This window comes from Fusobacterium sp. (genome assembly GCF_032477075.1).
Classification (GTDB): Bacteria; Fusobacteriota; Fusobacteriia; order Fusobacteriales; family Fusobacteriaceae; genus Fusobacterium_A.
In genome coordinates this window covers 1-13186 of record NZ_JAWDXO010000003.1, presented here as the reverse complement: position 1 = coordinate 13186, position 13186 = coordinate 1, and the positions used below count along the sequence as shown (strand labels likewise).

Here is a 13186-nt window from a genome sequence, read left to right as displayed (position 1 = left end):
GGAGAGAACTATGAAAATAGGTGTTTATGCTGGAAGTTTTGATCCCATAACTAAAGGACATTATGATGTTATAAAGAAATCATTGAAAATAACAGATAAGCTTATTGTAGCAGTGATGAATAATAGTAATAAAAAAAACTGGTTTTCTCTTGAAGAAAGAAAAAAAATGATAAAACTTTTAGTTGGAGAAAACAATGACAGAATAGAAGTAAAAAGTTTTGATGGGCTACTAATAAATTTTATGAAAGAAAATGGGGCAGATATAATAATTAGAGGATTAAGAGCAGTTTCAGATTATGAATATGAACTTGGATATGCTTTTGCTAATCATGATCTTTCTTATGGAGAAGTAGAAACAGTATTCATTCCAGCTGCAAGAGAATACATGTATTTAAGTTCAAGTTCTGTAAGAGAAGCAGCAATGGTAGGAGCTAGGCTTGATATATTTGTAGATGATAAGGTAGCTGAGATAGTAAAAGAAAAAGTAAAAACTATCAAAGGATAGGAGAGAAAGTGGCTAAAAATAAAAGTTTTTATGTTTGCAGTGAATGTGGATATAAATCATCTAAATGGCTGGGAAAGTGCCCTCAATGTAATGAATGGGGTACTTTTGAAGAGGAAATAGAGATAACATCAGCAGGTGCACCTGTAATTTCTTCTGCTGTTTCTGTGAAGGAAACTTCTGAAAAAGTATATTCATTCTCAGATATAAAGATGGAGGATATGTATAGATATAAAACTGGGGTAGAAGAATTTGACAGAGTATTAGGAGGGGGACTTCTTCAAGGAGAAGTGGTATTAGTAACAGGAAATCCTGGAATAGGAAAATCAACGCTTCTGCTTCAAGTAGCTGACAGATATACTTCCTATGGAACAGTTATATATATTTCAGGAGAAGAATCTCCTTCTCAAGTAAAGAATAGAGGAGAAAGACTTAAAATAAGTGCTAAAGATTTATTTCTTATGGCTGAAACAGATGTATCTAATATTTATGAATATCTCATAGCCAAAAAACCTAAAGTAGTAATAGTAGACTCAATACAGACATTGTATAATTCATCAATAGATTCAATACCAGGTACACCTACACAAATCAGAGAATGTACTTTAAAAATAATAGAGCTTGCTAAAAAGTATAATATATCATTTTTTATAGTAGGACATATAACTAAAGATGGAAAAGTAGCAGGGCCAAAAATGCTTGAACATATGGTGGATGCTGTATTTAATTTTGAAGGAGAGGAAGGGCTTTTTTATAGAATTTTAAGAAGTACTAAAAATAGATTTGGTTCAACTAATGAATTAGCTGTTTTTAGTATGGAAGAAGATGGAATGAAGGAAATAAAAAACTCTTCAGAATATTTTTTAAGTGAAAGAGATGAAAAAAATGCAGGAAGTATGGTAGTTCCAGTATTAGAAGGAACAAAAGTATTTCTTTTAGAGATACAAACACTTCTTACAGAATCAAGTATAGGAATACCAAAAAGAATAGTTCAAGGATTTGATAGAAACAGAATACAAATTCTTACTGCAATAGCAGAAAAGAAAATGCATATGAGTCTTGCTATGAAAGATATGTTTGTGAATATACCTGGAGGTTTGAGTATAGAAGATCCAGCAGCAGATTTAGCTGTTCTTATATCACTTCTATCTGTGTACAGAGGTGTAGAGATAAGCCAGAAGATAGCAGCTATTGGAGAGTTAGGACTAAGAGGGGAAATCAGAAAAGTTTTTTTTATTGAAAAAAGGTTGAAAGAACTTGAAAAATTGGGATTCAAGGGAGTATATATTCCAGAAGCTAATAGAAAAGAGATAGAAAAAAACAGCAACAAATATAAATTAAAATTAATATATTTAAAAAATTTAGAAGAACTTTTAGAAAGGATGAACAAGGATGGTCAATAAAAAACTTGAAGAAATGCTCTTGCAGATAACTCCTGGAACACCTCTGAGAGAAGGAGTATACAATATCATTGATGCGGGAATTGGAGCATTAATAGTGGTTGGTATGGATGAAGCAGTAGAAAAAATGCTTGATGGTGGATTTTATATAAATTGTGAGTATACACCAGAGAGAATATTTGAATTGGCTAAAATGGATGGAGCTATAATAGTTGATGAAGAATGTAAAACAATTATATATGCAAATGTACATCTTCAAGTTGACAGAAAATATTCATCTGAAGAAAGTGGAACGAGACATAGAACAGCACAGAGGGCAGGAAAACAAACTAATAAATTGGTAATAGCTGTTTCTGAAAGAAGAAAAACTATAAGTTTGTATAAAAGCGAAATGAGATATAAACTTAAAGATATGTCTGAAATAATGAATGAAGCATCACAGGCTTTGAAAACTATGGAAAGATATAGATATGTGTTAGATAAATCTCTAGCAAATCTAACTATATTGGAACTTGATGATATAGTGACTATTTATGATTCTGCATTGGTTTTACAGAGATTTGAAATGATGATGAGAATAGAAGAAGAGTTAAAAGGATATGTATTGGAACTGGGAGCAGAAGGAAGACTTATAGAGCTTCAATTAGAGGATCTGGCTCAAGATATACATGAAGAAATGTTGGAATTTTTAAGTGATTATAAAAGTGAAGAAGTTGAATATGAAAGTATTCTTGCACAGCTTAGAGAATTTAATAATGCAGAACTTCTTGAGATTGAAAATTTTGCAAGTGTACTCGGATATAAGAAAAGTTACAGCAGCTTAGATAATAAAATAAGCCCAAAAGGATATAGAATTCTTGGGAAAATAAGTAAACTTACAAAAAAAGATATTGAAAAACTTGTATCAAATTATGGAGAACTTTCTTCTATTCAGGAAGCTCCTATTGAAGAATTATCAGATACAAAATTGAGCAAATTAAAAATAAAAGCTATAAAAAATGGACTGAAAAGACTTAAATTTACAGTAGAATTAGAGAAATAAATTATTGAGGATAACCTTTGTAGGTTATCCTTTTTTGTATCATTCATTTCATTTCTTTATTTCACTTAGCTGTTTATAAAGAACCTCCATAGTTTCAAAAAGTCTGGGAGATCCTCTCAAAAAATCAATAGCATCAAATACAATAATATTTTTTTCTTTGGCAGCCTTTGTTTCAGATAAAAGAGGATTTACTTTCAATAATTCCTCAACTCCTCCAACATTTTTTGAAACGATAATAACATCTAAATTTTTTGCTAAAATATGTTCAGAAGATATTATTGGCATATTTCCAGTAAGGTCACCAGCAATATTTTCCACTCCCATATATGTTAAAGCTTTTCCTGGAAGATATTTATTACTGAAAGAAACTAATGGAGAAGCAGAATAAACTATCATTCCTTTTAAATTTAAAGGATTTATTTTCTCTTTTTCTTTTATATTTTTCAATTTTTTCCAACTTTCATTATATAAAATATCTGCATTATTTTCTTTATTCAAGAGAACTCCAAATATTTTTATACTTTCTAATATTGTATCAGGACTTTTTAGAGAATTATGAAAAATAAATGGAATATTTAATTCTTTTAATGAAGAGGCTAATGCAGAACCTTCATTCAGTATTACTAAATCTGGTTCTAAAGAAATAATTTTTTCAAATGAAGGTTTATGAGGGGTACCAACAGAGGCAAGGTTTTCAGTTTTCTCATATGGCCATACCTTACTTTGAGAATTCTTTACAATTCCAGCTATACATTCTTCTCCATTGAGCATAAATATAGTTTCAACTACAGCTAAGTCTATGATTACCATTCTATTATATTTTTTTAATTCTATGGAATTTCCAAAAGAATCATGGAGAAAATTATCTTTAATTTCGTAGGAATATAAAGATATACTGGTAAAAAAAGATATTATAAGTATTATTATTTTTTTCACTTTCGCTACTCCTTCTTCTGACTGCATAGTCCTTTTAAATTTAGTTAAAATTATTGCTCCAAAAAAATAAAGTTATATTTAAGATAGACTTAATCTATCTTAACATAAATTTATTTTATAAACTTTTTATGATAGGATTATATCAATATAATTATTTTGTGTCAATAAAAATTTGATATTCAAACTAAAATTATGAAATTTTAAATTTTTAGTATTTAAATATTATTGAAAAAAAATAAAAATAAAGAGGAGATTAAAATAAAAATAAAAATTTATTTTTATTTTTTTCAAAAAAACACTTGTATTTTTCTATAAAAAGGAGTATTATAAGAAAATAAAAAATTATAAAAAGGAGTCCAGTTATGTATTTATCAGCTAACATAATAATAAGCATATGTATAATATTGGTTATAATAGTCATTATAAGCAATAAATTTTTATATGCAAAAGATTATGTTAGGAAAAATGGACTGGGCTTAAGATATTTAGGATAGAATAAGGAATCTGACTAAGTATATTTAAAGTGTATGTTTAACAGCCTGACGAGGCTGTTTTTTTTTACAAAAATTTTAAAAAACATAGAAGGGGAGAAAAAAATGAGAAAATACATAGAAGATCGGATAAAAAAATCAGAGGCGGATAAAATGGTGAGTGGATATTTAAAGAGGAAATTTGATAGATATAAATAAGGAGATGAAAATGAGATTATTAAATAAATTAAGTGACTTTTTAGGAAAATATTTTATTGTTTTAGTTTTACTTATGGTAGCAGTTGCTATGGTCTTACCACAGGTGTTTATTACATTAGGAAGAACGAAGGTTTTAGGACAATCTATGGTAACAATAGGACTTGGTTCTATTATGTTTGTTATGGGACTCACTCTTAATGAAAAAGATTTTAAAGTAATTGTAACAAGACCTAAAGATGTATTTATTGGATGTTTTGCACAGTTTACAATAATGCCTTTGATGGCTTATTTTCTAGCTAAAATATTGAGACTTCCACCTGAATTAGCAGTAGGACTAGTTCTTTTAGGAACTTGTCCAGGAGGAACTGCAAGCAATGTTATGACTTATCTTGCTAAAGGAGATGTAGCTCTTTCTATTGGAATGACTACTGTATCTACATTAGCAGCACCTCTTTTAACACCAGCACTTACATATTTTTTAGCAGGACAATGGGTAGAAATTAACATGTATGCGATGCTTCTTGATATTGTAAAAGTTGTCATTGTTCCTATTTTCTTAGGAATGGCAGTTCATAAAGCATTTGGAGAAAAAGTACATAAAATATCTAAAGTATTGGTAATTATTCCAATTGTATGTATTTTGATGATTATGGGGCTGTGTGTAGCACCTAATAAAATGAATCTTATTAATTCTGGGGCTGTACTTATTATGGCAGTATGTCTTCATAACTGGTTTGGATTTATTCTAGGATATGTTATTGGAATGTTTACTAAAATGGATGATTCTAAGAAAAAAGCACTTTCTATTGAAGTTGGATTACAAAATTCTGGTCTGGCAGTAGGATTAGCAGCACAATTTGCAAATCCTTTATGTGCATTGCCAGCAGCAGTAGCTACAGTAGTGCATCAAGTATCAGGATCTTTATTAGCTAATGTATTTTCAGGAAATATCTCATTTAATTTTTTCAGAAAAAGAATTAAATCAGCAGCAAATATTAGCATGATGAATAAATAATAAAAGGAGATAAGAAAAATGTCAAATAGAAGTGTATTTTTACCAAATTATAGTATTGGAGATTCAGCATATAATGAAATTGTGAAAGTTTGTTCCAACTATGGAAAAAAAATTGTATTTATTGGAGGAAAAACAGCTTTAGAAAAAGCAGGAGATTTAGTAAAAAATATGTTGAGCAGAAGTAATTTAGAAGTAATAGATACTTTGTGGTATGGAGGAGAGGCGGCTTATGCCAATGTAGAAAAACTTAAAGAGAAAAAAGCAGTTCATGAAGCAGATATGATATTTGCTTTTGGTGGAGGAAAAGCAATAGATACTTGTAAAGTACTTACTGGAGATTTAGAGAAACCATTATTTGTATTTCCTACTATTTCATCTACATGTGCAGCAGTTACATCAGTTTGTGCTATCTATACTGTGAATGGAGTATTTGAAGGATTATATTGGAGAAATGTACCTGCTGAACACACTTTTATCAATACAAAGATCATAGCAGAAGCACCAGATAAATATTTGTGGGCTGGAATTGGAGATACTCTTGCCAAAGGATATGAACCTGAATTTTCATCAAGAGGAAAAAAGCTAGATCATCCTAATGCTTTGGGAGTGACATTATCTAAGCTTTGTCAGGAACCTTTAGTAGAATATGGTTCAAAAGCCTTAAGAGATTGCAAAGAAAATAGAGTATCAAATGAGCTTGAGGAAACTATTTTATCTATTATTATAAACACAGGACTTGTATCTAATCATGTTATTAATGATTATAACAGTTGTATAGCCCATGCAATGTGTTATGGATTTTCTACATTGCAAAAGGTAGAACATAATCATCTTCATGGAGAAATTGTATCATATGGAGTATTAGTGCAGTTAATGCTGGATAATAATACTAAAGAAATAGATAAACTTCTCCCTTTTTATAGGGAAATAGGGCTTCCTACATCATATAAAGATTTTGGAGTAACAAGAGAAGATATGGAAGGAGTATTACAGAGAGCTTCTGAAGTAAATGATGTAAAAGTTGCTGCTATAGATATTACAAAGGATAAATTAGCAGATGCAATAGATAGATTAGAAAAATATATAAGAGAATAAAATGAAAAGATTAATCAAAACACTGAGATAAATTAATATATGCAATAGTTTTAGATTAAAGAAAATAAAAAAGAGAACAAATCACAGCAAATATAATTTTAGAAATTTTTCAGCAGAAAGGTTTATTATTATTTTGTTCCTAAAACATAGAAGAATAAATGAAGGATTACAGCAGTTCCATTGTTGTATCTCAGTAATTATAGCAGTTAAAATTTCTAACTGCTTAATTACTGGAAACTCATTTCTTTCAGACTACTGTTTTTCATGTTTTTATCACATCATTAATTATACAAACCTCTTTAATTTTCAAACTTCTAAAAATTAATTTATCTTTTTGATTATTCTCCTTTTTTATATAGCATATTGAGTACTGTACAGATTAAAATAAAATCCATTTTTATTCATCAATTCATTATGTGTTCCCTGTTCAGTTATTTTTCCATCTTTTAGAACAAGAATAAGATCAGCATTTTTGATAGTAGAAAGTCTGTGAGCTATTATAAAACTTGTTCTGCCTTTGATGAGGTTAGCAATAGCTTTTTGCAGTCTTATCTCTGTTCTTGTATCAACTCCACTTGTAGCCTCATCAAGAATCAAAAATTTAGGATCTGAAGCAATAATTCTTGCTATTGTAATAAGTTGTTTTTGGCCTTGGGAAAGGATCATATTATCTTCACTGATTATGGTATCATATCCATCAGGAAATTTTATTATAAAATCATGAGCACATGCAAGTTTTGCACTTTTGATAACTTTATCAAATGAAATATCAGTATTTCCATAGCTTATATTATCTTTTATAGTACCTGTAAAAAGCCAACTGTCTTGAAGCACCATACCAAAAAGTTTTCTGACTTCACTTTTCTTGTATTCTTCTATATTTACTCCATCTAACAGTATCTTTCCAGATGTTATATCATAGAACCTCATTAAAAGATTTACAATGGTAGTCTTTCCGCCTCCAGTAGGTCCTACTATAGCAACAACTTCTCCATTTCCAGTTTTGAATGAAAGATTTTTAAGAACAGGAGCTTCTTTATTATATGAAAAATCTACATTTTTGAATTCTATATTCCCTTTTAGGTTTTCAAAATCAATATCTTTTTTACCAACATCTAAGTCCTCATCTTGATCCATAAACTGAAAAAATCTTTCAGCACTGACTAAAACAGTCTGAATAATACTATATGCTTCAGATATGCTTGCTATGGGTCTGTTAAATAGTTTCGAATAAATAACAAAGCTTGAAAGACCTCCAAGAGTTATTTTGTCTTGAAGCATAAATATAGCTCCAATCAAAATAATGAGTGAATATCCTAAATTTCCTATAAAGTTAAGTGTAGGAAAATTAAATCCTGCCAAGAAAATTGATTTTATTGCATTGTCTTTATAAGAAGAATTGAGAGTTCTAAAGGTTTCAATAGCTCTTTCTTCATATGAGAAAGATTTTACTTCAGCCTGCCCTGTAAGGATTTCATCAATATATCCACTAAGTTTTCCAAGATATCTTTGCTGTACTCTTCTTTTTTCACGGCTTTTTTCTGTTATTTTTTTTAAAAATATTCCAGTAAAAGAAACTAAGAAAAGTTGTATTAAAGTAAGGGAAGGACTGATATACAGCATTATTCCTAAAGCAGTAAATATAGTAAGTATATTTACTATTACTCTTGTACCTATTTGAGAAAGAGAACCACTTATATTATCAATATCATTTATCATTATACTGATAATATTTCCTTGTGAAATACCATCAAAATATTTTAATGGAAATTTATGTATTTTTTCTATTCCATCTTTTCTCATCTTATTTACAACATCTTGAGATATTATATTCATTTTTATATTTTGTATTAAAGTGAGGACTGCACCAGCTATATATGAAAAAAGAAGTAATATAGACATTTTTCCAAGCTGAATAAAGTCATTTTTATTCATTTGAAAGTGTATTTGATTTATTCCTTTTCCTACAAGATAAGGACCTATTAAAGTAAGGAGATTTCCTATTATTGCTAGAAAAATCAAAAAAATAAATTCAAGCTTATATTTTTTTAAATAAGGGAGTAGTTTTTTAAATAGATTATACTTCACAATAATTTCCCCCTAGTATACAAATTTCCTGTGATTCACATATTTCTCTATAGATTTCACAATTTTCAATTAAAGTAGCATGAGAATCAAATCCTACTACTTTTCCATTATCCATTACTATTATTCTGTCCATTTTCATAAGAGAAGCGACTCTTTGAGAAATAGTAAGAATAGTAGTATTTTTAAGATAATTTTTAAGTTCATTTTTGAGATTATATTCTGTGATAAAATCCAAAGCACTGAAACTATCATCAAATATTAGTATTTCAGGCTCTTTGATAAGAGTTCTTGCTATAGAAAGTCTTTGTTTTTGACCACCAGAAAAATTAGTTCCACCTTTAGTTACTTCAGTTTTATATTGACTGGGAAGTTTTTCAACAAAATCTTTTCCTTGAACTATCGAGATAACATTTCTGACAGCTTCATCAGAGGCCTGTTCTTTTCCCCATTTAATATTTTCTTCTATACTTTGAGAGAAAAGAAATGATTTCTGCATTACTATTCCTATTTTATCTCTTAATTCTTTGTCTTTGTATTTATTAACATTTATACCATCTATAAGAATTTCACCTTTAGTTACTTCATAGAATTTAGGAATAAGGGATATCAGAGAAGTTTTTCCAGAACCTATACCTCCAATTATTCCAATATTTTCACCTTTTTTTATTTTTAAGTTTATATTTTCAAGAATATAATTATCAGTATTATCATATGAAAATGAAACGTTTTTAAATTCAATAATAGTATCTGTAAAAATTTTTTCGAATTCTTCTTCTGACATATTAACTATATTTTCTGAGAGAACCTCTTTAACTCTTCTATATGATATAGCAGTTCTGCTGTATAAAGTGAAAAGAAATGAAAGAGCATTCATAGAAAAAAGAAGCATGTTAAGATAATTTATAAAAGCAACAACTTCACCTAAATGCATTTTTCCATAATTTACTCTGATACCTCCAAACCATAGGACAGCAACAACTCCAATATTCATTATAAGGGTGATAAATGGAAGTTTACTTGCCATAAGATTATCAGCTTCAATTGTTTTTAGCTTGAGATCATCATTTTTTTCTTTGAACCTTTCAGCTTCAACTCTCTCTTTTGAAAGAGCACGGATTACTCTGATACCTGTAAGGTTTTCTCTCATTACAAGAGTAAGATTATCAAGCTTTTTTTGTACTTCAGCATAAATACCAAAAGATTTTTCCATATAATACATAGTAATTCCAACAATAGTTGGAACTATGAAGATAAAAAGTATAGCAAGAACAGGATTGATAGATACAGCCATGATTATAGCTCCTACACCTGTTATAAGACCTCTCAGCACCATCCTTATACACATAAGAAACATGTTCATAATTTGATCTACATCTTTAGTTATTCTTGTAATAAGAGATGCTTGAGTAAACTTATTGAGATGTATAAAGTTGAAGCTTTGTATTTTAGTAAATACCTTGTCTCTAAGAGAGGCACCAAAATTTTGAGTTGAATGGACAGAAAAATAATTACAGAAGATAGAACATATATATCCAATCAATGCAATGGCTACCATGGTTCCACCCATTTTGGTAATATATGTTAAGTCTTTGTTAGAAACACCTATATCTATAATTTTAGCCATTATTAAAGGAAGAGATAGGTCACAAAATGCTTCTCCCATTTTGAAGAGTGAAGCTAATACAGCTTTAGGTATAAAAGGCTTAAAAATTTTAAACATCATTCCTCCCACATGTTTATGCATATTTTCCAACTACAATTTTACCATAAAAAATGAAAGAAAAAAATACTTTTATAATCAAAATTTTTGTGTATAAAAAAAGGAACTAAGTCTCCTTAGTTCCGATTAATTCAATACCAAATTAATTATTTAGTTTTGATGTTAGCTGCTTGAGGTCCTTTTTGACCTTCAATTACATCATAAGTAACTTCTTCATTTTCATTTAAAGTTTTGAATCCATCTTTTTGGATTTGAGAGAAGTGAGCAAATATATCTTTTCCATCCTCACCAGTAATAAATCCAAATCCTTTTTCTTGGTTAAACCATTTAACTGTACCTTTCATTTGTTTCCTCCATAAATTAAATTTTTAATGATATAACTTGTGATATTTTGGCAATAGTTATGACAAACTATCAGGCATAAATTTAATACTTAGGAAGATACTTCTTGAAAGACCTTTAAATATTAAAACCTCAAAACTCATAAATCTTTTATCACTACAAAAAGTATTATACACTATTTTTTATCAAATGTATAGCTTTATTTTTAAAATTGACATACAGCAGGCAAAATAGTATAATATACGAGGTTAAATAAAGAAAAAAGCAGGTGGGCGGCTGATAACCCATCTGCTTTTATTTTTTTAGGAGGAAAATTAATGCTTAATAAATTGAAACTAGACAAAAGATTTATAAAAACCCTGCTGGTATTAGCAGTTCCAATAATATTGCAAAGCCTTGTAACAGCTTCATTAAATCTTCTGGATAATCTGATGATTGGAAGTCTGGGAGAAAATGAAATCGCTGCTGTTGGGATATCAAATCAATTTTACATGGTTTATTATTATTCTATAATGGGAATAACTTTAGGAGCTGGAATATTTATGTCACAGTTCTGGGGGAAAAAAGATATATCAAGCATACATAAGTTTTTAGGAATATCTCTTGTATTTGGAATAGGAGCAACAATATTTTTTGCCTTTGCAGCTTTTTTTATTCCAGATAAGATAATGAGTATATTTACTAAGGAACCAGTAGTAATATTCTTAGGAAGAGATTATTTGAGAATGGTTGCTCTAAGCTATATTTTTACTACTATATCTCTGGCTTTTGCAGCGTCACTTAGGAGTATAGGTCAGACTAAAATACCAATGTATGGGAGCCTTGTAGGGCTTATGTTCAATGGAATACTTAACTATATATTCATATTTGGAAAATTTGGTGCACCTGTTATGGGTGTTGCAGGTGCGGCTTTGGGAACAACTGTATCAAGATGTATGGAACTTTCTTTTATTCTTTTTATTATATATAAAAATAAGAATATAGTGGCAGGAAGCTTATCACAGCTTTTAGATTTTAATTTTTCCCTTATAATAAAGTTTTTTAAAACAGCTGCACCAGTTATATTTAATGATGTAATGTGGATAGGAGGAATAACAGCATATTTTGTAGCTTATTCAAAGCTGGGAACAAATGCTACTGCAACTATGCAGATAGCCAATACCATAAATAATGTATTCAATATATTCGGAATAGGAATAGCCTCAGCTTCTGCTATATTGATAGGAAATAAAATTGGAGCTGGACTTGAGGAAGAAGCAAAAAAAGATGCTTTAAAAATATCAATTTTTGGAGTAATAGTTGGAATAATTATAGGAATAATATTCTTTGCAGTGGCTCCATTAATAGCAATGCTCTTTAAGATAACACCAGAAACTTATCACAATGTAATAATTGTCCTCAGAATAATGGCAGTAGCTCTTCCACTGAGGTTTTTTGGAATAGTACAGATTATTGGTGTGCTTCGAGGAGGAGGAGATGTTCTTTATGCTATAATGACAGAGCTTATAGCTGTATGGTGTATTGGAGTTCCATTATCATTTTTGGGAGCAGTATATTTTAAATTTCCAATAATCTTTGTATACCTTATGGTATGTCTGGAAGAACCATTTAAGGTAGTAGCTACTATTCCAAGACTTCGTTCTGGAAAGTGGATAAAGAATCTAATAAAATAACTAAAAGCAAACATTTTAATTAGAGATATCTTTTTCATTTACTTAAAATGAGAAAAAGGAATAAAAGAAGAAAAATTGTAAATAATATCACAAGCAATAAAAATATAAAATAAGGAGGAATGAATTATGTTTAATGAAGTTTTTAAAAATGTTTTAGCTCATAATGGTGTTGTGTCTATTACAACTTGGGCAGATGGAAATGTACATGTTTCTAATACTTGGAACAAATATTTACAGATTGTAGGTGAAAATAAGATATTAATTCCAGCTGCTTGGCTGCATAAAACTGAAAAAAATATAAAAATAAATAATCAAATGATAGTAACGCTAGGAAGTCCTGATGTTCAAGGTAAGGTAGGAATGGGAACTGGATTTGTGATAGAAGGAACAGCAGTATTTCTTGATTCGGGAAATGAATATGATATGATGAAAGAAAAATTTCCATTTTTGACAAGAGTATTAGAAATAACTGTAAAAAATGTGAGACAAACAATATAGAATAATAAAATAATAAGTTAAAGGTGGACAGAGAGTGATTCTCTGTCTTTTTTTGTTTCTTAGGAAATTATAATTTGATAAATTTGTTGAAAAAATAAAAAATATTAATTATTTTGGATTCATATTAGATATATTAATCGAATAAGATTAAAATTGACAGCACAAAAAAGCTGATTGTTAGTCAGC

Annotated in this window: 11 protein-coding genes; 7 read left to right on the top strand and 4 right to left on the bottom strand. The window is 29.1% G+C overall.

Annotation, left to right across the window (positions count from 1 at the left end):
- The first annotated feature begins 10 nt into the window (after positions 1–10).
- From coaD to disA, 3 genes are read left to right on the top strand one after another with little or no spacing between them, the layout of a single operon-like run.
- Positions 11–505 carry a pantetheine-phosphate adenylyltransferase gene (gene coaD, locus E6771_RS02295; protein ID WP_316089417.1) on the top strand — a complete coding sequence of 165 codons (495 nt, stop codon included), beginning with the start codon at positions 11–13 and terminating at the stop codon, positions 503–505.
- An 8-nt stretch (positions 506–513) separates the two neighbouring features.
- Positions 514–1905, top strand: coding sequence for a DNA repair protein RadA (radA, locus tag E6771_RS02290; protein ID WP_316089415.1), 1392 nt, complete (start codon positions 514–516; stop codon positions 1903–1905).
- Positions 1895–2944 carry a DNA integrity scanning diadenylate cyclase DisA gene (gene disA, locus E6771_RS02285; protein WP_316089413.1) on the top strand — a complete coding sequence of 350 codons (1050 nt, stop codon included), beginning with the start codon at positions 1895–1897 and terminating at the stop codon, positions 2942–2944. The genes radA and disA overlap by 11 nt, the downstream gene beginning before the upstream one ends.
- Before the next feature lie 48 nt (positions 2945–2992).
- Here disA and E6771_RS02280 read toward each other — a convergent pair whose 3' ends face one another.
- Positions 2993–3907 carry an ABC transporter substrate-binding protein gene (locus E6771_RS02280; RefSeq protein WP_316089411.1) on the bottom strand — a complete coding sequence of 305 codons (915 nt, stop codon included), beginning with the start codon at positions 3905–3907 and terminating at the stop codon, positions 2993–2995.
- Between the two features lie 672 nt (positions 3908–4579).
- Between E6771_RS02280 and E6771_RS02275 the strand changes: the two genes are divergently transcribed.
- Complete coding sequence (locus tag E6771_RS02275; RefSeq protein ID WP_316089409.1) at positions 4580–5584, top strand: bile acid:sodium symporter family protein; 1005 nt, start codon at positions 4580–4582, stop codon at positions 5582–5584.
- Between the two features lie 18 nt (positions 5585–5602).
- Positions 5603–6679, top strand: a complete 1077-nt coding sequence (locus tag E6771_RS02270; RefSeq protein WP_316089407.1) for an iron-containing alcohol dehydrogenase family protein — start codon at positions 5603–5605, stop codon at positions 6677–6679.
- A gap of 351 nt (positions 6680–7030) precedes the next feature.
- Here E6771_RS02270 and E6771_RS02265 read toward each other — a convergent pair whose 3' ends face one another.
- From E6771_RS02265 to E6771_RS02255, 3 genes are all read right to left on the bottom strand, one after another.
- Complete coding sequence (locus tag E6771_RS02265; RefSeq protein ID WP_316089405.1) at positions 7031–8767, bottom strand: ABC transporter ATP-binding protein; 1737 nt, start codon at positions 8765–8767, stop codon at positions 7031–7033.
- Positions 8757–10487 (bottom strand): ABC transporter ATP-binding protein, encoded by a 1731-nt coding sequence (locus tag E6771_RS02260; RefSeq protein WP_316089403.1) that lies wholly within the window; start codon positions 10485–10487, stop codon positions 8757–8759. The genes E6771_RS02265 and E6771_RS02260 overlap by 11 nt, the downstream gene beginning before the upstream one ends.
- A gap of 146 nt (positions 10488–10633) precedes the next feature.
- Positions 10634–10831, bottom strand: a complete 198-nt coding sequence (locus tag E6771_RS02255) for a cold-shock protein (RefSeq protein ID WP_005949158.1) — start codon at positions 10829–10831, stop codon at positions 10634–10636.
- A gap of 315 nt (positions 10832–11146) precedes the next feature.
- Here E6771_RS02255 and E6771_RS02250 point away from each other — a divergent pair, with 315 nt between their 5' ends.
- Complete coding sequence (locus tag E6771_RS02250) at positions 11147–12502, top strand: MATE family efflux transporter (RefSeq protein ID WP_316089400.1); 1356 nt, start codon at positions 11147–11149, stop codon at positions 12500–12502.
- Between the two features lie 126 nt (positions 12503–12628).
- Positions 12629–13000 carry a pyridoxamine 5'-phosphate oxidase family protein gene (locus tag E6771_RS02245; RefSeq protein WP_316089398.1) on the top strand — a complete coding sequence of 124 codons (372 nt, stop codon included), beginning with the start codon at positions 12629–12631 and terminating at the stop codon, positions 12998–13000.
- The last annotated feature ends 186 nt before the right edge of the window (positions 13001–13186 follow it).